Source organism: Niallia sp. 03133, from assembly GCF_052663225.1.
This window is the reverse complement of the sequence record NZ_JBQTCY010000002.1, coordinates 405,321-430,333: the sequence shown is the minus strand read 5'-3', so window position 1 is coordinate 430,333 and position 25,013 is coordinate 405,321. Positions and strand designations below refer to the sequence as shown.

At 37.1% G+C, this 25,013-nt stretch carries 27 protein-coding genes, 1 pseudogene and 1 riboswitch; of the genes and pseudogenes, 17 read left to right on the top strand and 11 right to left on the bottom strand.

The window, feature by feature from the left end:
• Positions 1 to 4 precede the first annotated feature (4 nt).
• The 13 genes from ACTYBU_RS04585 to ACTYBU_RS04525 all read left to right on the top strand — a co-directional run bounded on the left by ACTYBU_RS04585 (position 5) and on the right by ACTYBU_RS04525 (position 13,015).
• Entirely contained in the window at positions 5 to 1,366 is a 1,362-nt protein-coding gene (locus ACTYBU_RS04585) for an ethanolamine ammonia-lyase subunit EutB (protein WP_445487503.1), read from the top strand.
• A gap of 23 nt (positions 1,367 to 1,389) precedes the next feature.
• Entirely contained in the window at positions 1,390 to 2,094 is a 705-nt protein-coding gene (gene eutC / locus ACTYBU_RS04580) for an ethanolamine ammonia-lyase subunit EutC (protein ID WP_445487501.1), read from the top strand.
• A 250-nt stretch (positions 2,095 to 2,344) separates the two neighbouring features.
• Complete coding sequence (locus ACTYBU_RS04575; RefSeq protein WP_445487499.1) at positions 2,345 to 3,256, top strand: acetamidase/formamidase family protein; 912 nt, start codon at positions 2,345 to 2,347, stop codon at positions 3,254 to 3,256.
• Between the two features lie 313 nt (positions 3,257 to 3,569).
• Complete coding sequence (locus ACTYBU_RS04570) at positions 3,570 to 4,205, top strand: GntR family transcriptional regulator (protein ID WP_445487497.1); 636 nt, start codon at positions 3,570 to 3,572, stop codon at positions 4,203 to 4,205.
• Positions 4,206 to 4,260: 55 nt separating this feature from the next.
• Positions 4,261 to 5,052, top strand: a complete 792-nt coding sequence (locus ACTYBU_RS04565; protein ID WP_445487495.1) for a carbon-nitrogen hydrolase family protein — start codon at positions 4,261 to 4,263, stop codon at positions 5,050 to 5,052.
• Between the two features lie 20 nt (positions 5,053 to 5,072).
• A complete protein-coding gene (locus ACTYBU_RS04560; RefSeq protein WP_445487493.1) occupies positions 5,073 to 5,852 on the top strand; it encodes an HpcH/HpaI aldolase family protein in 780 nt (259 codons plus the stop codon).
• A gap of 211 nt (positions 5,853 to 6,063) precedes the next feature.
• On the top strand, positions 6,064 to 7,611 hold the full coding sequence (locus tag ACTYBU_RS04555; RefSeq protein ID WP_445487491.1) for an ABC transporter substrate-binding protein: 1,548 nt from the start codon (positions 6,064 to 6,066) through the stop codon (positions 7,609 to 7,611).
• A gap of 49 nt (positions 7,612 to 7,660) precedes the next feature.
• The gene (gene nikB, locus ACTYBU_RS04550) at positions 7,661 to 8,581 is read left to right on the top strand and encodes a nickel ABC transporter permease (RefSeq protein ID WP_445487489.1); all 921 of its coding nucleotides are present in this window, start codon (positions 7,661 to 7,663) and stop codon (positions 8,579 to 8,581) included.
• Between the two features lie 17 nt (positions 8,582 to 8,598).
• On the top strand, positions 8,599 to 9,498 hold the full coding sequence (nikC, locus tag ACTYBU_RS04545) for a nickel transporter permease (RefSeq protein WP_445487487.1): 900 nt from the start codon (positions 8,599 to 8,601) through the stop codon (positions 9,496 to 9,498).
• A gap of 63 nt (positions 9,499 to 9,561) precedes the next feature.
• Positions 9,562 to 10,560 carry an ABC transporter ATP-binding protein gene (locus ACTYBU_RS04540; RefSeq protein WP_445487486.1) on the top strand — a complete coding sequence of 333 codons (999 nt, stop codon included), beginning with the start codon at positions 9,562 to 9,564 and terminating at the stop codon, positions 10,558 to 10,560.
• Complete coding sequence (locus ACTYBU_RS04535) at positions 10,541 to 11,506, top strand: ABC transporter ATP-binding protein (protein WP_445487485.1); 966 nt, start codon at positions 10,541 to 10,543, stop codon at positions 11,504 to 11,506. The genes ACTYBU_RS04540 and ACTYBU_RS04535 overlap by 20 nt, the downstream gene beginning before the upstream one ends.
• Before the next feature lie 47 nt (positions 11,507 to 11,553).
• Positions 11,554 to 12,381 carry a hypothetical protein gene (locus tag ACTYBU_RS04530; RefSeq protein WP_445487483.1) on the top strand — a complete coding sequence of 276 codons (828 nt, stop codon included), beginning with the start codon at positions 11,554 to 11,556 and terminating at the stop codon, positions 12,379 to 12,381.
• 49 nt (positions 12,382 to 12,430) lie between these two features.
• A complete protein-coding gene (locus ACTYBU_RS04525) occupies positions 12,431 to 13,015 on the top strand; it encodes an ANTAR domain-containing response regulator (RefSeq protein ID WP_445487566.1) in 585 nt (194 codons plus the stop codon).
• Positions 13,016 to 13,253: 238 nt separating this feature from the next.
• Here ACTYBU_RS04525 and ACTYBU_RS04520 read toward each other — a convergent pair whose 3' ends face one another.
• From ACTYBU_RS04520 to ACTYBU_RS04500, 5 genes and pseudogenes are all read right to left on the bottom strand, one after another.
• Positions 13,254 to 13,706 carry a GNAT family N-acetyltransferase gene (locus ACTYBU_RS04520; protein WP_445487482.1) on the bottom strand — a complete coding sequence of 151 codons (453 nt, stop codon included), beginning with the start codon at positions 13,704 to 13,706 and terminating at the stop codon, positions 13,254 to 13,256.
• 86 nt (positions 13,707 to 13,792) lie between these two features.
• Entirely contained in the window at positions 13,793 to 14,242 is a 450-nt protein-coding gene (locus tag ACTYBU_RS04515; RefSeq protein WP_445487481.1) for a DinB family protein, read from the bottom strand.
• A 280-nt stretch (positions 14,243 to 14,522) separates the two neighbouring features.
• The gene (locus tag ACTYBU_RS04510; RefSeq protein WP_445487480.1) at positions 14,523 to 15,152 is read right to left on the bottom strand and encodes a LysE family translocator; all 630 of its coding nucleotides are present in this window, start codon (positions 15,150 to 15,152) and stop codon (positions 14,523 to 14,525) included.
• 435 nt (positions 15,153 to 15,587) lie between these two features.
• Positions 15,588 to 16,084: pseudogene (locus ACTYBU_RS04505) on the bottom strand (GNAT family N-acetyltransferase).
• A gap of 169 nt (positions 16,085 to 16,253) precedes the next feature.
• Positions 16,254 to 16,679, bottom strand: coding sequence for a ferritin-like domain-containing protein (locus ACTYBU_RS04500; protein ID WP_445487478.1), 426 nt, complete (start codon positions 16,677 to 16,679; stop codon positions 16,254 to 16,256).
• 1,395 nt (positions 16,680 to 18,074) lie between these two features.
• On the opposite strand from ACTYBU_RS04500, the gene ACTYBU_RS04495 reads away from it, so the two are divergent.
• On the top strand, positions 18,075 to 18,677 hold the full coding sequence (locus ACTYBU_RS04495) for an alpha/beta fold hydrolase (protein ID WP_445487477.1): 603 nt from the start codon (positions 18,075 to 18,077) through the stop codon (positions 18,675 to 18,677).
• Positions 18,678 to 18,700: 23 nt separating this feature from the next.
• Positions 18,701 to 19,147 carry a GNAT family N-acetyltransferase gene (locus ACTYBU_RS04490; RefSeq protein WP_445487475.1) on the top strand — a complete coding sequence of 149 codons (447 nt, stop codon included), beginning with the start codon at positions 18,701 to 18,703 and terminating at the stop codon, positions 19,145 to 19,147.
• Positions 19,148 to 19,178: 31 nt separating this feature from the next.
• Here ACTYBU_RS04490 and ACTYBU_RS04485 read toward each other — a convergent pair whose 3' ends face one another.
• The 3 genes from ACTYBU_RS04485 to ACTYBU_RS04475 all read right to left on the bottom strand — a co-directional run bounded on the left by ACTYBU_RS04485 (position 19,179) and on the right by ACTYBU_RS04475 (position 20,468).
• Positions 19,179 to 19,355: a hypothetical protein gene (locus ACTYBU_RS04485; protein ID WP_445487474.1), complete on the bottom strand. Its 177-nt coding sequence runs from the start codon at positions 19,353 to 19,355 to the stop codon at positions 19,179 to 19,181.
• A gap of 268 nt (positions 19,356 to 19,623) precedes the next feature.
• Positions 19,624 to 19,986, bottom strand: a complete 363-nt coding sequence (locus ACTYBU_RS04480; protein WP_445487472.1) for a hypothetical protein — start codon at positions 19,984 to 19,986, stop codon at positions 19,624 to 19,626.
• Positions 19,987 to 20,102: 116 nt separating this feature from the next.
• The gene (locus tag ACTYBU_RS04475; protein ID WP_445487471.1) at positions 20,103 to 20,468 is read right to left on the bottom strand and encodes a hypothetical protein; all 366 of its coding nucleotides are present in this window, start codon (positions 20,466 to 20,468) and stop codon (positions 20,103 to 20,105) included.
• A gap of 170 nt (positions 20,469 to 20,638) precedes the next feature.
• On the opposite strand from ACTYBU_RS04475, the gene ACTYBU_RS04470 reads away from it, so the two are divergent.
• A complete protein-coding gene (locus ACTYBU_RS04470; RefSeq protein ID WP_445487470.1) occupies positions 20,639 to 20,863 on the top strand; it encodes a WYL domain-containing protein in 225 nt (74 codons plus the stop codon).
• A gap of 334 nt (positions 20,864 to 21,197) precedes the next feature.
• On the opposite strand, the gene ACTYBU_RS04465 is transcribed toward ACTYBU_RS04470, so the two are convergent.
• A complete protein-coding gene (locus ACTYBU_RS04465; RefSeq protein ID WP_445487468.1) occupies positions 21,198 to 21,872 on the bottom strand; it encodes an MgtC/SapB family protein in 675 nt (224 codons plus the stop codon).
• A gap of 427 nt (positions 21,873 to 22,299) precedes the next feature.
• Between ACTYBU_RS04465 and ACTYBU_RS04460 the strand changes: the two genes are divergently transcribed.
• Positions 22,300 to 22,728 carry a nucleotidyltransferase domain-containing protein gene (locus tag ACTYBU_RS04460; protein ID WP_445487467.1) on the top strand — a complete coding sequence of 143 codons (429 nt, stop codon included), beginning with the start codon at positions 22,300 to 22,302 and terminating at the stop codon, positions 22,726 to 22,728.
• 178 nt (positions 22,729 to 22,906) lie between these two features.
• A riboswitch (SAM riboswitch) is annotated at positions 22,907 to 23,015 on the bottom strand.
• A 121-nt stretch (positions 23,016 to 23,136) separates the two neighbouring features.
• Here the strand turns inward: ACTYBU_RS04460 and ACTYBU_RS04455 are convergent.
• Together ACTYBU_RS04455 and ACTYBU_RS04450 are read right to left on the bottom strand one after the other, a co-directional pair.
• The gene (locus tag ACTYBU_RS04455) at positions 23,137 to 23,985 is read right to left on the bottom strand and encodes a transglutaminase family protein (protein ID WP_445487466.1); all 849 of its coding nucleotides are present in this window, start codon (positions 23,983 to 23,985) and stop codon (positions 23,137 to 23,139) included.
• A 17-nt stretch (positions 23,986 to 24,002) separates the two neighbouring features.
• Positions 24,003 to 24,974 (bottom strand): alpha-E domain-containing protein, encoded by a 972-nt coding sequence (locus tag ACTYBU_RS04450; RefSeq protein ID WP_445487464.1) that lies wholly within the window; start codon positions 24,972 to 24,974, stop codon positions 24,003 to 24,005.
• Positions 24,975 to 25,013 lie beyond the last annotated feature (39 nt).

Genomic DNA, 25,013 nt, shown 5'->3' with positions numbered 1-25,013 from the left:
ATGGATGATCAAACAGGTTCGGGTTTTAGATCAAACTTATCAATTCGATAGTTTAAAAGAAATATTAGCAAAAGCGAATGAAGAAAAATCCGGGGATCAGCTGGCTGGTATTGCTGCCACCGACAGAAGTGAACGAATGGCGGCAAAATATGCGTTGGCTGAGCTGACGCTAGGTGATATTCGCAATAATCCGGTGCTTCCTGCTGAAGAGGACGAAGTATCTATGATGATAGAAGAGGGGGTGGATGAGCTTGTTTATGCAAAAATCCGTAATTGGAGCATTTCGGAATTTCGCGAGTTTTTGTTGAATGACAGTACAACAAATGAAGTTATCGAAACTGTTCGTACCGGATTAACAAGTGAAATGATTGCTGGAGTGACAAAACTAATGTCAAACCTCGATCTTATTACAGCTGCATCAAAAATGCAAACAGTGGTACGGTGTAATTATGAAATTGGGCAAAAGGGAGTTTTAGCATCAAGAGCACAGCCAAATCATCCATTTGATAGTATTCAAGGTATAAAAGCAGGACTATATGAAGCGCTAAGCTACGGAATTGGGGATGCTGTAATCGGCATTAATCCTGTCATTGATTCGGTGGAAAGTGTAGGGGGTATCTTGACTGCTACGAAAGAAGTGATCGACCGGTGGAATATTCCTACCCAAAACTGTGTGCTGGCACATGTAACCACCCAGATGAAAGCAATTGAGAAAGGAGCGCCAGCGGATCTGATTTTTCAAAGTTTAGCGGGAACGGCTGATGGCAATAAGGCATTTGGCATTAACAGTAGGCTGTTGGACGAGGCAGATGAATTGATCCGAATGAAAGGGACAGCGCTAGGGCCAAATCGGTGGTATTTCGAAACAGGACAAGGATCAGAGCTATCATCGGGGACGCATTCTGGAATCGATCAGTTGACATTAGAGGCTCGTTGTTATGGTCTGGCCCGTAAATATAAGCCATTTTTAGTCAATACGGTGGTTGGTTTCATTGGTCCTGAATACTTGTATGACAGTAAACAGGTAATTCGGGCGGGGTTGGAGGATCATTTTATGGGAAAGCTGCACGGTCTTCCGATGGGGGTTGATGTATGCTATACAAACCATATGAAGGCAGATCAGAACGATATGGACAATCTGGGAGTGCTTCTTGCTTCCGCAGGTGTCTCTTTTTTGATCAGTGTGCCGTTGTCAGACGATTGTATGTTGAATTATCAATCACTTAGTTTCCATGATATTGCAACCCTTCGAGAACTTCTTAAATTGCGTCCGACTCCAATGTTTGAGAGTTGGCTGGAAATGAAAGGGATTATGGAAAATGGAAAGCTTACCCGGCAAGCTGGTAACCCTCTGCTTTTTGGGTAATAAGAAGAGAAAGGAGGCACAGCATGGAAGAAAAGGAACAATTGAAGTTATTAAAGAGCTTTACACCTGCAAGGATTGGAGAAGGCCGAACAGGAACCCGACCTTTGACGGAATCGATGCTTCGCCTAAGAAGAGATCACGCCGCTGCTGTTGATGCCGTACATGGACATGTGGATAACGACTTTCTTATGAAGCTTGGATTATTTACGGTTGAAACGCTTAGTAAAAGCAGGGAGGTATATTTGCAGCGTCCCGATCTTGGCAGACGTATTTCTCCTGAGGGAGCAAAGATGATTCAAGAACGATGTATGCATAAGCCGCAAATTCAGATTGTACTTTCCAACGGTCTAAGTGCAGACGCGATTATGGCGAACGGCAACGATGTCCTTCCAGCACTTTTGGATTCTTTAGCAGTGCATGACTTGCAATCAGGTACTCCTTTTTTTGTGAAAAACGGAAGAGTTGCCTGTATGGACCATATTGGTGAATTACTTGAACCCGAAGCCCTGGTGCTTTTAATCGGGGAGCGTCCAGGATTAGCATCTCCTGGATCGATGAGTGCGTACATGTGCTATAAGCCTAGGGAAGGCATGATAGAATCTGATCGAAACGTAATCTCCAATATTCATCAGAAAGGGACGCCTCCTTTAGAAGCAGCAGCACATATTGGAGCGGTTTTGAAATGTATGATCGAACAGCAATTGAGCGGCATTCATTTACAAGTATAAACAAAGGTGAAAAAGGGAATCTGACATGCATCAAAGGAATAAAGAAGCATCGGGTGGTAGGTTATAGAATGTAAAGTCTTATTAATATAGAGTAATCTCTATGAAGCAGCAATTAAGGAGGTGGTTAAAGAGTAAAAGTGATGAAAGTCATTTAATAAGAGGAAACAGCTTTTGTAGTAAAAGTGTTAGCTGTTCTTGGCAAAAGAGGCTTCTTGAAACATCGAAAATAGAAAAGAATGAGGTGAAGTGAGTGCACGAAATCAATCATGATCAGTTTGTTTTCAGCTTTTCGGCGAAGCACAATCCGATACTACGCGTTCAAAGCGGAGATCAAGTCGTGATAAGAACACAAGATTGTTTTTCCGGACAAATTCAGAACGACGATGATTTGGTGAGTTCCATCGACTATAGCAGAATTAATCCAGTAACAGGTCCAATTTATGTCGAAGATGCTGAGCCTGGAGACATTCTAAAGGTAGAAATTCAACGCATTACTGTCGGAGAACAGGGAGTTATTACAACGCTGCCAAACATTGGAACGTTAATACATCAATCAGAAATTCGCACGAAGACGGTCCCAATAATGGAAGGAAAAACAATTGCATTAACAGATCGGATTAAATTTGCATGTTCCCCTATGATCGGAGTAATCGGTGTCGCTCCTGCCGAAGGAGAAGTAGCATGTGGCCATCCAGGAGTTCATGGGGGAAATTTGGATTCCTCGTGTATCGCAGAAGGGGCAGTTGTTTATTTACCAGTCTTTGTTACTGGAGCCTTGTTTGGATTAGGAGATTTGCATGCTTCAATGGGAGATGGAGAAATGTGCGGAACGGGTATAGAAATTGACGGAGAGGTTGAAGTCCGTTTGACATTGCTAAAACGAGGAAGTTTTTCCCTGCCAACACCAGTTGTGGAGACGAAGGATGCTTGGTATGTCATTTCAAGTGATCATGAAATACTTAAGGCAATTAGGAAGGCAAGCGAGTTTACACAACTGCTTCTATCCGAACGTTGGAGGATCGATATGACCGACGCTTATTTGTTAATGGGAGCAGTTGGCGATATTCAGTTAAGCCAATGCTGCAAGCCTTGTCCAGTAGAAACAGTAGTGCGGGTGAAAATGCAGAAACTTCCAGGCATGCCTTGTTTGTTTGGGGCATGAGCAATTTTTTTACAGAACGAATAGGAACAAAGGAAAATAGGGAAAGAAAAAGAAGTGATTAATTTTTTATTATTTACAATATTCAGAAAAATTAGTTGACTAACTATAGAATATATTATTATACTTAATTCATCTACCCAACTTGTATACAAGTTAGAATACAAGTGGGATCATTTCATGAAAGATAAAAATTTAATTTTAGGTAACTATTAAAGGAAGTACTTCAGGAATAAGGGTATGATTTTTTATACCTAACTTGTATACCAGTTAGAATACAAGTTTGTATGCAAGATGAGTAAATCAAGTTAAGGGTGTGGAAAAGTTGTTTCAGCAAAAAACAAAGGAGTTACTTAAAGATCAAGCCTACCGAAAAATAAAAGAAAAGATGATCAAAGGAGAAGAAGAATTTACATCGGAAAACAATTTAGTGCTTGAGTTGAATATGAGTCGAACTCCAATTCGAGAGGCGTTAAATCGTCTTCAGCACGAGGGTTTCCTGAAAATCTTGCCGAATAGAGGCATCGTTTTTACTGAGCTCTCTTCAGAGGAACGCAATGAGTTAATCGATATGAGGATCGCCATTGAAACATATTCTCTTTGGCAGGCAGCGACTCGTATTAAAGATACAGATATCGAGGAACTATACCATATTATTGATATGCAGGAAAAAGCGTATCTATCGGGAGATTTTGGTGATCTAGTGGAGAAAGATGCATTGTTTCATTATTACTTACTGGAAATCGTCGGAAACACTCAATTCATTAAAATGTATAGTCAGGCAAGGGAACGCCAGTTTACCGTGAGAGCAGGTAAATGGCTGAAAAATAAACCAGATGTGCTTCAGCATTTTATTGAAGAGCACCGGACCATTTTGAATGCAATTGTTCAAAAGGATATCTCTTCTGCAGTTCAATATCTGACAGAGCATTTGGAAAAGGGGAAGCTGTAGACGGCTGTACTTGAATAGGGGGGAAAAGATGAAATTTCGTTTAGTTATGGCTCAATTGGAATCAACGTCTAGTAAACAAGCAAATTATGAAAAAGCAGTATGGGCTGTACGTCGCGCCGTTCGTGACCATCAGGCCCAGATGGTAGTTTTTCCAGAGATATTTATGAGTTTTTTTCCAATAAATACCCCAAAACAGATCATATTGGACGATGCTGAAACGTTAGAGGGGGAGTTTGTCTGTAAGATGAGGAAGCTGGCTGCGGAGTATGGGACATGGTTGATATTCGGCATGAAGGAGTCGATGAATGAGAAGCTTTCAGGTAGAGTGTACAATACAGTCGTTATCGTTTCAAGCGAAGGTTCCATAGTAGGAACGTATCGCAAGACACATTTATACGATGCTTTCGGATTTGAGGAAACTGATACGATTGCTCCAGGCGATACTCTCTTTGAGCCTATTCAAACTCCCTTCGGTAAACTTGGTTTGTTCGTCTGCTACGAGCTGCGATTCCCTGAGATTGCCCGTTATCAAGCAGTAAAGGGAGCGGATATCATTATTGTTCCATCCGGTTGGGTTACAGGACATATGAAGGAGCATCATTGGCGTCACTTGGTAACGGTCAGGGCATTGGAAAACACTGTATTCGTAGCTGCATGCAATCAGGTGAGCGATTTTTACATTGGGCAAAGTCTTCTTGTAGATCCGATGGGTGTCCAAATGGTTGCTGGTCCTGAGACAGAAGCAGTAATTAGTTGTGAAATTGACCTATCCAGATTAAAAAGTGTACGTTCCAAGCTGCCCTCCTATGAACAAAGAAAACCCATGCTTTATGAAATAATGAACTGATTTCGAAAGGAGCATCCTAAATGACTAATTTTAGCAAGCTGTTATACGGTCAACAATCTGCTTATGGAACAATCGTAACCTTAAAGGATCCTGCCGTCGTGGAAATGCTGGGATATACAGGGTATGATTTTGCCATCATTGATATGGAGCATACAACAATGGATTTCAGTTTGGTAGAACATATGATTCGGGCAGCAAAATGCGTCCATGTTTCCTCTGTGGTGAGAACCCCTCAAAATGATTATGGAGCTATGCTGCGAGTATTGGATGCAGGAGCAGATGCGATCATGGTTCCTCATCTAACAACAAAAGAACAAGCGGAGCGAACTGTAGGCACAGCAAAATATCGTCCAATCGGCTTTCGTGGGCTTGATGGCTCATCAAGATCCGCCCAATATGGCACAACTCCTTTTTTGGAGCATATTGAGCGTCAAAACAAACAAGTCACTGTTATCGGGATGATTGAAGATGCCATTGCTATATCCAATATTAATGAGATTGTTCGTGTTGCTGGGCTGGATCTGCTTTTTATTGGTCCAGCAGACTTGGCGTCTTCTCTCGGATATCAAGAGCAATTCGATCATCCGGTAGTTATGGAAGCGATAGAAGAAATTATTAAAGTCACTCGTCATGCAGGATTAGGTATTGGTATTCCGGCTTTTACACCCGAGGAGGTGGATAAGTATACCAGATGGGGAGCGAATTTCTTTACCATCCCACCCATTGATGCCCTCCTCCTTAGCCATGTTTTGGCATCTCAATTGAAGGGTGTAAAGACAAACTTGATCGTTGACAGATGAATCAAAGTGAACGAATAAAGAATGAATAAATTCATATAGCAGCATTTGTTATAAGAACTTCCGATAGTCGTTCATCCTATTAGAGAGAAGAAAGCGCGGTTGTCTATACTATAATAATATTTTATATATTCAGAAAAATCAGTTTGTTGATTATGATCAAAAGTGACTTGGGGAACAAGAAGTTCTTACTATATCAAAGGGGGAAATAAAAATGGTTTGGGTTTCGTCTAGGAAAATAGTAGTTGTCATGTTCATTATTTTTTCTGTATTGCTGTCTGCATGTAGTTCTAAAAAACCAGCATCAGAAGGGGAAGCTTCAGAAGCGAAAGATTTAACTCTTACAGTAGGAGGAGATCCAGTAGGTTTAGATCCTCAAAATGTAACCGATACAATCTCCAGCTTAATTAATTATCAAATATACGATAGACTTGTCACATTTAATGAAAAGATGGAAATCGAACCGCAGTTGGCTAAAAACTGGACAACCTCTGAGGATGGAAAAACATGGACCTTTGTGCTGAATTCAGGAATCAGTTTTTCGGACGGTACCCCATTTAATGCAGAAGCAGTAAAAACTAGTTTTGAACGAGTTGCCAACAATAAGGAGTTAAGTCAGCATTCGCTGGTTGGCCAATATATCGATAATATGGAGACAAGTGGAGAGACAACCGTTATCTTTCATTTGAAATCTCCACAGGGAGCCTTTTTAGGAAATTTGGCTTCACCGGCCAGCAGTATACTTAGTCCTAAGTCGATTAAAGAAAATGAGCAGGGGATTGCTAAGAATCCGGTAGGAACAGGACCCTTCAAATTAAAAGAGTGGACTACTGGGGATGCCGTGGTATTGGAAGCTAATTCAAACTATTGGGCTGGAAAGCCTAAAGTGGAAACCGTTACGTTCAAAAATGTTCCGGAAACCTCTGCAAGTGTAATTATGCTTGAAACAGGGGAAGTCGACGTGACTGGCAATCTTCCTCTTTCGGAATTATCTCGTTTGGAAGATAACGATAAAATTGTCGTTAATAATATCGAAGCAAATCGAATTGCATACGTTGGATTTAACACGACCGTACCCCCATTTAATCAACCAGAGGTGCGTCAAGCAATAAATTATGCAATTGATAAGGACACTATGGTGAGTAAATTATATGAGGGAAAAGTTAGAACATCTACAGCTGCCATCTCGGAGTCAACATTTGGCTACAGTAATGTAGGTTCCTATCCTTTTGACTTGTCCAAAGCAAAACAAATGCTGAAAGAAGCAGGAGTAGTTCCAGAAAAATATAGTTTCCGTTTAATTTTTGCTGCAAATGTAACACAGGATAAGCCTGCCACTGAATTTGTTCAAAACAGCTTGCAGCAACTAGGGTTTAAAGTAGAACTGCAGACATTGGAATTGGGAGCTTATTTAGAAGCCCTGAAAAATCCTGGGAAATATGATTTATTCATGAGAGGTGCTTTAGCAAATACAGGTGATGCTGACCCGTTATTCCGTGATGCCCTTTTCTCGACAAGTCCTACGAATTATGCCCATTACAATAACAAAGATGTCGATAAGCTTATAATGGCAGGACAATCACAGGTAGATCCAGATGCTCGCAAAAAAAGTTATGCAGAAATGCTGAAGCTGGTCAAGGATGATGCACCGTGGATTTTTCTTCATGAGGATGTTGCGCATTGGGGAATGTCGAAAAAGGTAGATGGAATAACATTTCTCCCAACCTATTTATATGATTTGCGCAAAGCAGTAATAAAATGATAGGGAATGAATAAGAAAAGCTGCAAAAAAAGATATAGGAGGAATTCTTTTGATAAGTTATGTCATAAAGCGAGTGCTGCAAATGATTCCAACCTTGATTGGCGTATCCATCCTCAGCTTTATTATCATTCATTCGGTTCCAGGGGATCCCGCAAATTTAATTGCGGGAGCCGATGCAACCGCAGAACAAGTGCAAAGTGTCAATGAGCGTTTAGGTTTAGACCGTCCTTTATACGAACAGTACATCAGTTACGCATTGGGTTTGCTCCAAGGAGATTTGGGAATATCCATGCATTCTGAAAGACCGGTTCTGCAAGAAATTATGGCGAGGTTTCCGAACACGATGATGTTGACAATTTATTCTATTATCATAATGGTTATCGTTGGTCTATTTGCTGGAATATTTTCTGCTACAAAACCGAACAGCATTAGGGATAATGTAACGATGATGTTTTCCCTATTCGGTATATCGATGCCGGTGTTTTGGTTCGGGATTATGCTTATTCTGCTGTTTTCATTTTATTTGCAGCTGCTTCCTTCCGGTGGAAGCAGCAGCTTTAAATATTTTATTCTTCCTTCGGTCGTCTTAGGGCTTTCCTCTTCTGGTGTTTTAGCCAGATTAGCTCGGTCCAGCATGCTTGAGGTTATTCATCAAGATTATATTCGTACTGCACGCGCAAAAGGAGTCAAGGAATGGCTGATTATTTATAAGCACACTTTAAAAAATGCACTAATTCCCATTATAACCATTATAGGGTTGGAGTTTGGCACATTATTGGGTGGGGCTGTTGTGACGGAAACTGTATTCTCGATGAACGGACTTGGAAGGTACATTATCCAGTCCATTCAGTTCAGGGATTATCCCGCCGTGCAAGGGTGCATTCTGTTCGTCGCAATAATCTTCGTTGTGGTTAACCTTATTGTTGATGTAAGTTACAGTGTTGTGGATCCCAAAATTAGATATAAATAGAAGGGAGTATTAAAGCTATGAGTAAGACCTCCATCATTCTAGAAGGAAAGCAAAGCGTGGATCCGACTTACCAAAGGCGCTCACAATGGATGTTGACTATGAAAAGATTTAAAAAAAATAAACGAGCAGTAGTCGGATTTTGGATGACTGTATGTATTATAATTGTCGCAATTTTCGCAAAGTGGATAACGCCTTTTGATCCGATTGAACAAAATATGAATATTATCTTGAATCCTCCTTCTTTAAATCACCCGTTTGGAACCGACGAGTATGGCAGGGATATTCTATCAAGGGTTATATATGGAATCCAAATATCCTTGATGGTTGGTGTTTTTGGGGTGTTGATTTCTGTGGTGTTCGGAGTGGCGCTTGGGACGGCTGCAGGATACTTTGGCGGAAAGACCGACATGTTTATTATGCGGTTCATGGATATTTTTATGGCATTTCCGAGCTTTTTGCTTGCTATCTCGATTGTTAGCGTACTGGGGCCGGGTATGATCAATGTTATGCTTGCGATTGGCATTTTTTCGGTGCCAAACTTTACAAGGATTTCCCGCAGCTCTGTCTTATCCGTAAACAGCAAAGAATACATCGAAGCTGCGAAATCAATGGGTGCTGGAAATATTCGCATCATATTCAAACATATAATTCCAAACAGTATCACACCTATTATTGTCTTGTCTACAATGCGTATTGCGACAGCGATTCTCACGGCCTCTGGGTTAAGCTTTCTTGGGATGGGCGCCCAGCCTCCGACGCCAGAATTAGGAGCGATGCTAAGTGCAGGCAGGGAGTTTTTAAGAACTGCTCCACATGTCTGTACCATACCAGGACTAATTATCATGTTCATCGTACTGTCTTTTAATATGTTGGGAGACGGCATTCGGGACGCACTCGATCCAAAAATGAAGTTGTAGTCTTTTCAGTGAAAAAAGGGAGATAGTGGAACAAAGCTGGTTAATAAAAAGGGGGGACAAGCATTGGAAAGTGCATTACTTGCTATTAAAGGACTTAAGACATATTTTTTTACAGATGACGGGGTGATTCCAGCCGTTGATGGTGTGGATATCAATATTCGCAGTGGAGAGATAGTAGGTATTGTTGGAGAATCCGGCTCTGGAAAAAGTGTGACTTCTTTGACTGCGATGAGATTAACCCCAGGGAAAGTGGTGGAAGGCTCCATTATATTCAATGGGAAAAATCTATTAAATTTTTCTGAGAAGCAAATGCAGGAAATGAGGGGCAATGAAATGGCTATGATCTTTCAAGAGCCGATGACTTCTTTGAATCCTGTCTTTTCCGTTGGGGATCAAATTGGAGAAGCAGTTCGTATTCATCTGAACTTTAATAAGAAGGAAGCAAGGAAGAAGTCTATTGAGATGCTCAAGCTGGTTGGAATACCGAGACCGGAACAAATTGTAGACGAGTATCCCCATCGTTTATCTGGAGGAATGAGACAGAGGGTCATGATTGCCATGGCAATGGCTTGCAACCCAAAGCTTTTAATTGCCGATGAACCGACGACTGCTTTAGATGTAACAATTCAGGCGCAAATACTGGATTTAATGAAAAAGCTCCAATCAACTCAAGGAACGGCGATTCTGCTGATCACACATGATCTTGGCGTAGTGGCGGAAATGTGCGACCGTGTAGTAGTCATGTATGGTGGGAAAGTGGTGGAAGAAAGTGATGTTGTGTCCCTCTTTACCCATCCAAAGCATCCATATACACAAGGACTGTTGAAATCGATGCCGACGCTGGAATCAGTGGAGAAACGTTTATATTCTATTAAAGGAAGTGTACCAGCCCCTGGAAGCTTACAGGAAGGATGCAATTTTGCTCCACGCTGTGAATTTGCTACAGATTACTGCAGAAGAATGCAGCCACAATTGGAGGAAGTGAAAATCGGACATTTTACAAGGTGCTGGCTCCATACATCCGATAAGGAGAGTGATCACAATGAAAAAGTCTTTGGTTGAAGTGAAAAATTTAAAAAAATACTTTCCTATTCAAAAAGGAATCTTCAGCAGAACAATCGGCCATGTAAAAGCAGTGGACGGTTTGGACTTTACGATATATGAGGGGGAAACGTTAGGATTAGTAGGAGAAAGCGGTTGTGGAAAATCAACTACGGGGAAAATGCTGCTGCAGCTTCTTCATCCGACTGAGGGAGAAGTTATTTACGAAGGGGAAAACCTCGTAGGCATGCCTTCAGGCAAGTTGAGAAAGTTCCGAAAAGATTTGCAGATGGTATTTCAGGATCCTTATGCCTCTCTAGACCCGCGTCTTACGGTTTTTGATATTATCGCTGAACCACTGGAAATTCACAAAGTTGTCCAAGGGAAGGAAAAAATACGACGAGTAGAAGAATTGCTCCATATTGTCGGTTTAAGTGGATACCATGCTCGTCGGTATGTGAATGAATTCAGTGGTGGACAACGACAGCGTATCGGAATTGCCAGGGCGCTTGCTTTAAATCCAAAGCTAATTGTAGCCGACGAGCCTGTATCCGCTCTAGATGTATCTATTCAATCTCAAGTCATTAATCTTATGCAGGATTTACAGGAGCAATTTAATTTGACCTATTTATTTATAGCCCATGATTTAAGTGTGGTAAAGCATATAAGCAATCGGATCGGAGTTATGTATTTAGGACGCTTAGTAGAAATGGCAGATAAGCATGAGTTGTTTGATTCTCCAAAACATCCTTATACGAAAGCCTTATTGTCTGCAGTTCCAACTCCGAGTCCCATGATAAAAAAAGAGAGAATTGTGCTGCAAGGGGATGTTCCAAGCCCTGCTAATCCGCCTTCTGGCTGTTCGTTTCACCCAAGATGCAATGAATGCATGGAGATTTGCAAAACGGAAGAACCTGAATTAAAGCACATAGATGGACAATACATTGCATGTCATCTGTATGCTTGAAGATATACCCGATCGAAATGACAGTTTACTATGGAGGTGAATGGGATATGAAATCGTTTCAAAAACAAACGGTAAGGAAGGAAAGAGGTGCAACTTCCTTATATGCATGTCAATACGATCAAAGGTTTTCTTATTGTGCTTATATCCCAAGCAATTTTGATGAGACTAATCCTTTAAAAAACTCGCTTCTAGTAGTGATACATGGAACGGAACGTGCAGCACAACGTTTTAGGGATGAGTTTAAAGTGTTTTCTGAAAGAACAGGTGCTGTGATTTTAGCACCTCTCTTTCCTGCTGGAATTGGCGAAGCCGGGGAATTAAACTCCTATAAGATGATTAAGTACCAAGATGTTCGATTTGATTATGTTTTGTTAGCAATGATACAGGAGTTTACCGTTCTATATGGAGTTTCAGGTCAAAAGTTTTTGCTGTTTGGTTTTTCTGGTGGAGCGCAGTTTGTTCATCGATTTTACTATCTTTACCCAGAACGGCTATTAGGCGTTTCCATTGCTTCTCCAGGCAATGTCACATTGTTAGATGATTCTTTGAATTGGTTTACAGGAATCCGTGACTTTAAAGAACAATTCGGCATCCATCTTCAATGGGAGGAAATGCGTCGTGTTCCAGTACAATTGGTCATAGGGGCTCTCGATAACAAAAGGTTGGTAAACGGCAGCGATAATCCATTTTGGTTTCCAGGAGTTGAAATAGCCGGGAATACTCGTTTGGAACGAATTAGAACACTAGGTAAAAATTGGACATCAGAAGGAATCCTGGTTCGATATGAAGAGGTTACTGGAGTAGCTCATGAAGGGTTTAAACTTATCCCTACTGTGGAAGAGTTTTTGGAAGAAGTATTAAAAACAATAGAATAAATTGCATGTTAATAAATGGAAGCCCAGTTTAATCAAGAAAATAGATGAGGTGATAAGCTTGAATAAGATTATGGTGGTGGTTGATGAATCCATGATTCGGAAGAATATTTGTGAAATGCTGGAAGAAGAGGGCTATGTTGTAGCTGCGGAAGCGAGGAATGGGGAAGAGGCAGTAGAAAAGGCTTATCTACAGAAGCTAGATTTGATTTTGATGGATAGAAAGATGCCAAAAGTAAGTGGAGTGAAAGCGTCAAAAATAATTAGTTCCTTTTCAGATGCAGTGATCGTCTTGTTAACAGACCAAGACCAAAAATCGATAATAAAGGATATCAAGGAGGCAGGTGCAACGGCGTACTTGGTAAAGCCGGTTATAAAAGAGAACTTGATTCCAACAATCGAGATTGCACTCGGGCAGAAAGCTCGATTATCGGAGCTTCGATCCAGTATACGAGAACTGCAACTGGAGATGGAAACGAGAAAGGAGTTGGAAAAAGCCAAAGGAAAGATAATGGAGAGATTGGGGTTTAAAGAAGAGGAAGCTATGCGTTGGCTTCAAAAAGAAAGCATGCAGAGGCGGATGCCGTTGGCGAAAGTGGCGGAAGGTATATTAATAGGAAAACATTACAGAGGATAAGGAAGTTTGTTCAGTTAATGTATCTTTTCTTTTCTTTCTATCAAAAGGAAGAAAACATAAATCATAGATTATCAGGATACTTAAGCTTGTTACAATTATTTTATTTAGAGAGGATGATTTCTGCAAAGAAGGAGTCATCTGTTTACGGTTTAAATGATATTTTTTCAAAGGAAAGAAGAAATACAAACGTCCTATTTTTTTGATGCTTACTTATAATAACACTACAAGTAGTAAGGAACTATGAGCTGCCTAATTGCTTCTCAAAACAAATGGCTTCCGGTCTATTACTATATTTTCCATAGTTTCGTATTGGGTTATAGCCATTTTTTTGATAAAAAGTGACTGCTGATTGGTTAATCCTTCGTGTTTCAAGCCATATTGCTGAATATCCAAAATTTAGTGCAGATTGTTCTAAGAAACTTAAAATTTGTGTTCCAACTCCTTTTCCTTTTAACTTGGCATACATTCTTTTCACTTCTGCAATATGTTGATTTAAAGGCTGGATGGCACCACATCCTACAGGTTCTTCCTGAAAATAGGCAATTACAAATAAGGCGCGAGGGGCACAGACAGAATCAAGATGGAATGAATTTTCTCCGCTGCTGCCAGTCAATACAGTTAAAGTTTCGGATAGTTCTTTAATTAGCAGTTCAGCATCCTCCGAGTAAGGAGAGTCTTCGATAATTTTCATTTTATTTCCTCCTATAGAAAAGGCAATATTAGTAGACCATGCAACAAAATGATGCAATGATCGAAAAGGGAATAACTTTTTGAAATTTAAAACAATGGTTTTTGAAAACCGTTAATATGTGCAATCACTGCTATTTGTCCAATATGATAGGTTTCATGGGCATATACATGATGAAACAACCATCTTAATGTAGGAAAAGAAGGAGGTTTCCACCCATCGGAAAAGGTGGGGACATCCACTATTTGATTAAGTTGTGAATCTTCTAAAGTATGTATTATGGAATCTGAATAACTTCTAATTTCCATATAACTGTTTAATAGATCTTGTGGGGAACTATCTTCCTTCAAGGTTAAAATGCAGCGCTTCTTTAATGCAACTTCATTTATCCAATAATCTTCACTGCTTGAGATATGAGAAATAATCCATGCTATATTATTGGAGTAAAATGGCGAATGTTGAAACCAACACTCTTCATCAAGGTTCTTCAAATAAGGAATTAATGTTTTTCTAGGGTCATTTCGATATGGAAAACACAAGTTAAAACACCCTTTCCTTTATCCTGCAAATGGTTAGTGGAAATGCTTAAAAACACTATAAATAAAAGTTTAATCCAGAAATCATCGATCAAAAATAATCCCTAGTATAAATCCCAATACAAGCATTCTTATAATTTGAAATCTTAAAGAACCAATGGTGACGAATATTTTCATTATTCTTTGGCATTCTTTTAAACACAGTTATATCTCCTTGGTAAGTTTAGGAAGTTAAAAAAGCTGCTGAAACAGCCAGTGTAACTCTTTTTTTATTCATTGTCTGTCAAGAAGCTTTTGTTTGAAAAAGCTTAATCCCTAAGCCAATAAAAATAATGCCTGTAAGTTTATTCATAACTGCTTCCATTCTGGAATTACTTCTTAACTTTTCCGTTATATAAGAAGAAAAAGATGCAACGATTAAGCACCAAATGGTCCCTGTCATAACAAAAGTAAGACCTAAAATAACAAAAGAAATAGTGCTATGCGAAGTATTGGGCACAATAAACTGCGGCAGAAATGAAAGGAAAAATAAAGCGACTTTTGGATTGGTAACATTTGTTATTAATCCTTGCATATAAATTTTCTTTAAGGATAAAGAGCTTGTATCAGAAATTTCCATTGCCGATGATTTTTGCAGCAAGATTTTTATTCCTAAGTATACTAGATAAGTTGCACCAATTAATTTAATGAGTGTAAATAAAAAGACCGATTTTGCGAGGATAACAGACAAACCGATAGCTGCAAAAAAAGTATGGATAAGCGCTCCTGATGAAATGCCAAGCACAGAATAAATGCCTGATTTTTTTCCTTGAGAAACACTTCTGCTGATAATTAACATCGTATCTGGTCCTGGAGTTAAATTCATTAAAAGTGCAGCCATTATAAAAAGGCCAAAGCTCGTAATTCCAATCATCCATATACCACTCCTTTTTTAGTCATTTCATTGTTTAGTATGCAGGAAAGAAAAGCAACGACAGAATTTGTATATCGATTAAAAGCCTTTTAAAAAAATTTAAACATAATAATAGTATCAATGATGACTGCTTCAAGTTAGGGGAGCTTTTAACGAAGAAATTAATTGTTATCCAATTTTTCTTGGTAATAGCTCCAAGTTGAAATGGCCCATGCCGAAATGATTTCACCAACAAAATAAAACAGTCCGACAACAAGTTCCATAGAAATCATCTCCTTCGAAATTATTATCACATGTTTTCTATTTGAAATCCATAAGTTTCCTTTTTTTATGTTGTTAGGATAAGGGACTTTTAAAAAGAGAATTAGTTAAACGGAGTAGACCAAAATATTGCATAAAAAATAGAGATAAGGATGAACCATACCTCTAATTAATTTATAGTAACTTTGCCATGTAATATTCATCAATATACTCATTTTCAATCATTAAAGAGTGCTTCTTTGTTCCTTCGATTTTAAACCCTTTTTTTTGTATAGGGCGACAGCTGCTTCATTGTTCGTCATAACGGTAAGTTCCAGCCTATGAATATTGGTTGAATAAGCCCATTTCTCTAGTTCAGAAAATAAATCTGTTCCTATCCCTTTGCCTGAATATTTCTTAAGTATCCCTATTACAATATATACACTATGCCTCATTCTACTAAAGCTCTCACTCGTTGCTGATATGTATCCAACAATTTTAGCATCTATCTCGCATACAAGGAGTAATGACAAATTATTGGAGAGTGTTTCCATAATAATTTCCTTCTGTTGTTCAAACGTTGTTTGTCTTTCTCCTGGTTCAAGCATCATAAATTTAGTTTCTTCATCTAATTCTTTACAGAGTTGAAGAAAATCTTTTGCATCAGAGGTTTTGATTTTTCTAATAATCATAGCAAAGTACTCCCTTATAATATATTTAACTGTATTATACTGGAAGTACAAATCTTTAACTATAGCTAGATAAAGTTTTGGATAAGATGATTAAAATGTGTTAGTTGATCAATTTTTACTTTTACCAACTAAAAAATTCTTTAATAATAACCTTGAACTCGGTAAGCCATTATTTTAAAAAATATAGAAACCAAACCGCATGATTCTGTTCATCCAACGCTGCTCTTTTAAACGATTTTCTAATGTATTGGTTATCTGTTTTGTCGGCAATGTCTAAATAAAAATCGACCGTTTTTTGTTCATCCCGGAAGGCGAAATCTAATCCTGCTTTGTAAATGGAAGGACATGGTTCTGTGATTATTGGTCTATGCTGTTTTCCAGTTAATTGAGTATATATGTTTGAGAATGTATGGAAATGTTTCATCTCATCATTGCGTATTTCGTGGATTACTTTCTTTTCTTTTTGTGAAGGTGCTAATTTTTCTAGCTGCTCATAACAAGCAATAGCGGAATATTCTCCATTAATCGCTTTAACAAGGTCTAAAGAAATATCAATGTGGTTTCTCTGATTAAATAAAGCATTATAATGATGCATACTGCCATCTCCTTATCCATACCATTATATTTATTTAAGAATTGTAACTTAAGAAACTAATATTGCTTTAGCCTATGATGATCTAAATCAGGATGATTGGGCAATGGCCTAGGGGGAAATAAAATAATGTATAAGGTAGGTAGTTTTTTTCACATAAAAATATAAAGAAAAAGCGTTATTCACAATGGATTAAAAGGAGTACGGATCATTTTTAAACTGTATGGGAAGCTTAGAATAAAAAGATTTAAAGCAAAGAACTATACTTAGATAAACGATTAATAATTATTGGTGAAATAAGAGAGCTTTTGTCCTATAAACAAATATTTTGCTAGTTCATTAATGCATAATAAATAACAGCATCAACTGCTTGAGATGCATAACCTTTGCCTTAATAGTAGGTTTCTAAATGAATGCCATATTCCTATTTTTATTTCCTAAATAAACTAGGCGGAGTCCACAGCAGCCTATAACTCATTTGGAGCATGGCTGAAGATTGGCCAATTTTGAACACCGTATATTTTGTTATATGTCTTTCCATATTAAGTTTGAACCGTTAAGTTGTTCTTTTGTGGAAATCCTTTAATAGAAATAAATTTCATGTCAACATGTGGATCTCACCGAAGCTAAACAACAAAGTCCAAATAGTTTTTTTATGGTAGAGTAACCTAGTCATCCTGTTTTCATTATGTATTTTTATTCATTCTTTTCCTTTCATAAGATTCATTGGTCTATAGACTTAAGTTTTTAGAATATTCTGTATCGTTTTTTACGATTAATCAACCAGATAGGATGAAACAAAAGTATAGGCTCCTCCTACGCCAAATACCATGATAGCCACGCATGCTATCCCCGCTAAATTAAAAATATCATTTTGATATTAAGTTAATAGGAAATACTTGTAAATTATTTGTTAATTAATAGAGAGTGGTCATTTAATAAGAATTAGCGCTGACTATGTATTTATCCATTTTGCATTCGCTACACATATTCAAACGTAACGCTTAAGACTTTTGCCGTTTAAAAGAATATACTGTTTAATAGATAGGGAAAGGGAAAGAATTTATCCCACTCTTAACGGGCAGTAAGACCCCCACCTCGGGGATGTCGAGAAATCGAGGAAGCTAGGTGTTGAAACTCGCCCGTAAAGATCCGATAAGTGCAACTAACCATCAGTGAGGGATGAGGAAAATCCCCCACTGATGGAAGTTTACTTTATTGTTAGGTTCCCTTTCGTTCCATTTAATTTTATAATTAGGTGTATATTTATAGAAGATGTTTTAATTCTCATAAGGTTTGAACGTACATTTGTTTGTGTGAGGAAATTTTTAAAGAAGCTACGAGTTTAGAAGGGATTTAAAAAAGTTATAAGCTGATAAATTACTAGGGAGGAAATGAATGTCCGATAGAAAAAAAGGGGATCGATTAGTCATTTTAGTTCATGAAATTTATGGAGTAAACAATCATATGAAACACTTTGCAAACCTATTCGAGGAAAATGGTTTTGATGTAATTTGTCCTAATTTACTTTCTTTTAGAGAATCTTTTAGTGAAACACAGGAAGAAGAAGCCTATCAATACTTTTTTAATCATATTGGGTTTGAAAAAGCTTCTGCAGTTATTAATGAAAGAATTAATCAAGTACATAAAAACTATAGTGAGATTTACTTGGCAGGCTTTAGTATTGGTGCAACAATTGCTTGGATATGCAGCACCCAAAATACGTATTTGAAGGGTGTGTTTTGTTTTTATGGTTCTCGCATTAGAAATTATTATCAACTATATCCCAAATGCCAAGCATCGCTTTTTTTTGCAAATAGTGAAAGGTCATTTAAAGTTAGTGATTTAATAATAAAAATACAAGAAAAAAAATACCAAAATGTTGACATCCACTTGTTTAAAGCAGAACATGGATTTGCTAATCCTTATTCTAATAAATATGACAAAGAAGCATATGAACAATCATTAGAGGAGATAATATCAATCCTTAAAAAGGTGTAATTCTAGATCGTGAGGGATCGTTTATGGGGATGAGAAAGGCAAAAATAACAGATTGGCAAGAACTTTCTGAACTACTTCATCAGCTGGGGTATCCGGATACGGACTTGTTTATTAAAAGCAAAATGGAAAAAATGCTGAATCATCCTGATGAAGAATTATTGGTTTATGAACAAAATGGAAAGGTTGCTGCCCTTATTTCTTTGCATTTTATCCCTCAATTAGCATTAAAAGGGGATTTTGCAAGAATCAGCTATTTTGTGGTTGATAAAATATGGAGAAATCAAAACATTGGCAAAAAAGTGGAGGAATACATAATTGATTTAGCTAAAAGCAGAAATTGCGATAGAATAGAAGTTCACTGTCATTCGAGAAGAGAACGTGCACATCGATTTTATGAGTCTCAAGGGTATAAGGAATCACCTAAATATTTCATGAAAAAAATGGACGAAGATGGATCGCTACAATCATAAAACATAAAATTATCTAGCTAGGATAAATGTTTTAGGATGAAAAATAAATAGCCAGTAAGTAGATAAGGATATGGATTACAGCCCAAATTTTACATAAGTAGTGAATAAATCCTTTCTCTTTTCTAAGAAAAACAATAACTCTAAAAGCCATTAAAACCGTAATAATATAGAGGGGACTAAATGCAAGTTGTGCTAATAGGTCTGTCATTGGAGCCTCCAATTAATTTTATCGGTACCAATAGGGTGTAATGATAATTGTTTTCTATTATTAAATCGGTTTTAATAAAAAATTCTACGCATCCAATCATTAAAATAAAAGACACTATAGTAGCAGAGGAAGGATAAAATAAAATGGTTTGCGGCAGCTTTTTTGTTTGATGCAGTTTCTCCTTGAACAAGAATCTTTCTGTCAAGGAGAATCCCTTTATTTTTTTCTGGCAAATAAAGATAAATCTTCGAACAAAGAAGCAAATTATTTAAAAGATTTTAGCAATAACAAGCGCACCTTTAATGACAATTTCGTTTGCATCAAGTTGTACTTTAGATATTTGGCCAAGCTTATTGCCAGCGACTATGTAGCAATGACAATAAGGATCATCTGCGCTTTTTTCAAAGGAGGGATTCTTATATGTATCATTTTCAGATAAATCCCAAGCAGACGTTCCATCCAGTTCATCTCCATTTTTTATATGTTTGCTGTATTCACAAAGTTCTCCTACCGTTCTTTCTTTCTTTTCAAAGCGTAACCCGATATACTCATAGCCTGCCCAATTGTCCATTGATTGAATGTTCTCGTTGTAAATTTTTTGGCATAATTCTTTCGTTTTATCAATAATCATTCTAACTCTCCTTTTATTTATCTAATAGTTTTATTATAAAACGTATAAATGTAGCTTTATAATAGATAAAAGACTAAAAATTTTGAAAGTTTTGTGAATAAGTGAAAGTTTTCCTATTAAAAATTCCTTGTTAAATAGTACATTAGCATTTTTTCTGTAGTATTCCTTAAATGAGCATTGAGATATCGATGTGGTTCATGGTAGCCTTTATGGAAAAAATGATATTCGGTATAGATTCCATCATTTTCGCCTTTTTCCAGTTTTAGCTTATGAATATGCATTTTATCATGAATTGTTTTTAAGTCTTTCTGAACCTTTTGTGTGGTGTGTTCCATAAGATTTATATAAACTTGTTTGATTTTAAAAGGGGATAAGTTTGCTTTCTTTCTATCATTGTCCAAGACAGCTAAAACGATAGGTAAATAGATAGATTGTTCAAATATGCATCTATCTTCTCGTGACATCTTAGTCATTGTTCCCATCTCGTTCGATGTTTTTCATGTTATTGAGGACGAGATTAACAAGGCGACTTTCTGTACAACAGGCATGAATCATAAAAAACACTCCTTATATAAAAATAGAACATTTGTTTGTTTTTTGCTTGATTAAGAACGTATGTTTGTATATAATATATTCAAAAGGGAGGTAAGTTATGTTAGATCGACAATTAAAAAAGGCGTTTTTTGAAAAAAAACCAATCGAAATTATCTATGAAAAAAAGAATAAGACCTTTTCTAAAAGAACCATTTTTATAAAAGAAATACAATCTAGTTATGTAAGGACTTACTGTTTAACAAAGAGACAGCCTCGAATTTTCAAAATAGATTCCATCATGGCTGCTTTCTTTCGTCCGATGGAAGAGAAAAAACATGCATAAAGAATGTAAGTTTTTAGTGGAAATATGCTTATCATTTTACTATTTCTTAAATAGGCTTCCAGAGCTAAAAATACTTTTTGTCGGCTCTGAAGATTAGAAGGATATTTAGCTGAATAACAAAAGGGAAAGAGTTTTCAAATGATAAAGGTTAAAAAAGAGAATTTTATAATCTAAAACGAATTAGGTTAAAAAGATAAAGAGGGCGATATGATGAACATTAAAACAGTATTTTACACCAAAAAATTAAACAACTTTATTTAACCCCGTCCTAAAATTAGAACGGAGTTATGCATGTTAAATCATCAGAATTAAAAAGATCATTATGTCTATTCAGCTAATTAATGCTCTCAATTTGCTCGATTCCATGAAGTTCTGAGAATTTTTCGTATAAATCGGTTATTGCAAAATTCTGATCTACAATAAGGATAAGTAAAATAGAGTGCTCTCCTGTTTCTAAATCTTTAATCCGGACGTATTTAATTCCTATTTTTTGTTTTTTAATCGCTGTAATAATGGATGAAACATCTTGTTTTTCATGTGCTTTTAACTTTACTTTTATTTCTTTTTCTCTTAATTGTTTTGGACCAATGGTACTTATTAACGATGGAATAACTTGAACACTGACAATTAAAAGCAAAACACCTAAAATGGCTTCCATATAATAGCCTGCACCTACAACAATACCAATCCCTCCAGCTCCCCAAATAAGCGCAGCAGTAGTAAGACCGGAAATTCGATCATTGCCTCTTCTTAATATAACCCCAGCTCCTAAAAAACCAATTCCGGATACAATTTGTGCCGGTAAACGTAAAGGATCCATGATAATTCTTACTTTTTCACTCCCTGGATATTGATAAGCAGCTTCAACGGAAATAATGGTTAATAAGCAGCTTATGATGCTAATAACAAGACTTGTTTTTAACCCTACTGGTTTTCGTTTTATTCCTCTTTCTAATCCAATAATAATCCCCAGCCCTGATGAAATAGCCAGTTTAATCAATACATCCATTTCTATATACATAACTTTTTCAGTCCTTTTTCTTTTATGGTATTGATATTATTCTAATTAAATGGTTTATGCAAAGTAAACAATCTTGTACTTAATCTTCTCTTACGAATATTGTTTTATTTTCTTAAGCTATAAATTGTAAATTGACAATATAGTCTTTTAATTTCAAATCAAGTTGTTACATTTACAATAAAGTTACTTGAAAATGTCGATTGTGTTATTCCACCATCGGACCATTCAAGTGTACTTGAGAGTGCATAAACGTATATATCTAAGTTGTATAAAATCTTGTATAAATAATAACTCCTAGCTCCCAAGGGTTTCGTTGTGGGTGAATTCCTGAAAGAATCGTTATATAAACTAGAAATGTATAAGATATTATAGAATTTCTTCTGATAAAATGGATTTTAAAGGAAGGAGTTTACGAATGGTAAAGTGGGAAGTTGTTTTTAATAAGTTTATTGAAGATTGGAAATACAAATACGATGTAAAAGCAGCACTCGTATGTGGAAGTTATATAACAGGAAATCCATCTAAACGATCAGACTTAGACATACATATTATTTTATTTGACGATGTTGACTGGAGAGAAAGAGGAAATAAAATTATTGATGATCTTCTAATCGAATATTTTGTAAAACTACCAAAGCAAATTCGTAAACACTTTCAAGATGATAATCGGAATCGTAGGATAATGTCTATCGTTAAGTTTATTACTGGTAAAGTATTATTTGATAAGTCCAATGTCATTCAACAGTTAAAAATAGAAGCACAAGAATGGAAAAATAAAAAATATGAAAACACTATTCAAGTATTTTTAGAAATCAAAAAATATAATTTGGGATACCTGGGATAATCTTCAAGATTGCTATGAACAACAAAGGGAAGATTTTCACCTCTTCAGCTAAAGCACCCTTATATATAAGGTATTTGTAGAAGAAATGTGGTTTTATCGAACCTCAGGCTTTCGAGAAACCCGACAGCCTGACTCTCTTCCTAAGAAGAGGGGTTTTTTTTGTATAAAAAGTCATCTCTTCTTATCGATCAAAAAACTAAGCTTTGTTGGAATTAGCACCATACAATACAAATATTGTGTATGCTGAGGTTTCATTTGGGAGATTCCTCTACCTCTATGGATATGAGATTCTTGTGTGTTATATTATTTGAGTGATCTAAAAAGAAACAAAATAGGAGGAAGGCGCCCCCTGTGATTTTAAGCATTAAGGGAAGGGGACCAATCATTAGCACTTGGTGATTGCGTTTTTTAGTTTTCTAGTTTTTGTACGTCGACTGCTATTTCAAGAGTTTGGTTGGCCACTCCAAGGTAGCTGCCTTTTATTGGGACGATGTCTTTGTAGTCGCGGCCGTGGCCGATTTTTACGTAACGCCAGTTGACTTTTCCGTTGTTTGTTGGGTCAAAGCCCAACCAGCCAATTTCAGGTACGTACACTTCTATCCATGCGTGTGAAGCCTGCTCAAAGTCAGCATGTCCACCCTGAAGATCACCAACGAAATGGTAGCCGCTCACGTATCGAGCGGGGATGCCGAGGCTTTTGCACATGGAAATCATTAAGTGAGCGAAATCCTGGCATACTCCTCGTTTTAATTTAAATGTGTCTGCGACAGTGGTTTGAACATCTGTAGCTTCAGGATCATACTTAAACTGTGTATAGATGGATCTAGAGATGTTTTCAATAATTTGGTACACACTCGTAACTTCTGAACTGTTTTTTGTATCTTCAGTGAATGCTTGTATTTCTGGAGTCAGAAATGTATAGGTCGTATTTGTCAAGTATTCAGCAAAATCGTTTTGGAACTGTTCGCTTGCTAGGATTTTCAGCTCCTCATCTAACGGATATTCCTGCACATTCTTAATCTGCTCATCATAAGTGGCAACAATTGAGTGTGTTTCGATAACAATTTCATCATGCGGATCCGCAATAGAAAAACTGTACACTCGGTTGCCAAAATAGTCCTCGTATGTAAACAATGGAACTGTTGGATTAATGAAGACCGAATGATGATGACAAGATTGGCGATCATTCGTACGAGGTGTTAATCGAACTTCATTTACACTATTAAAGACCGGTTCTTCATACCGATAACGGGTCATATGAGAAATTTGAATTTTCATACTCTTACCATCTCCTGTTGTGAAAATGCTCTTGAAATAAGAGTTCCTATTTCACTCGAAGACCATTGCAAGTCATCGAGCAGTTTTTGCAAAGAATTAGTCGAAATCTGGCGCCATTCTAAATAAGATATGTGAGAAATTAATTTTTCTACCTGCCCCGCCGCTTTGTAATATAAAGAAGTATGAGGCAGTATATGCTGGAACGCCTTTAAATGGTTTTCTAAAGCGATTAATGAAGCATAATACGACCGTGGTAATACAGAGCAGCTTATAAAAAACTCTATAATCTTTCCCACTTCCATATTATCTGCATATACGGTACGAAAGCCTTCATAGGCATTTAAGGATTTTAAAAATGCACACATTTTGTAATATTGATCATTGCTATGCACGAAATCGGAATCATAGAGAAATTCTTGATGAATAGATCCGAGCATTCGTACTGTATTCTCGGCTCGCTCCAAAAAAATTCCCATCTGCATTATATGCCATTCATTTTGGCGAAGCATTGAACATTCAAGGCTGTTATTGAATAAAGTGAGCCATTCCTTTAGTTTTTGATAAAATAAGTAGGGTGTGTCCGAAATGACGTCACTAATATTTTTTTCCTGCATCCAAAGATAGAGAGCATTTAAGGTCTCCCACGATTCGCTTGGAAGTTTATCTCTGACTGCATGAGCATTCGTTCTAGCTTGCTTGATGCAAGCGTATGTGGAATTACTATTTAATGAGTCAAAAGTGATATAGTGTAAAACAGATTCTTCATTCGCTTCTGAATAATTTTCATAAAAATCCTGTTGGCAATGAAAGCTTTCTAAAAGCCTTTCCCAAGCAAATTCAGCTTGGGGAGAATTTCTATTTAACTCTGGTCGCATATGATAACTAACTTGAATTAAACGTGTATGATTTTGAATTCTTTCCATATATCGACCGATCCAAAATAATTGTTCAGCTGCACGATTAAGCATTATGTATTCCTACCTTTCTTCTACAAAAATCAAATGAGA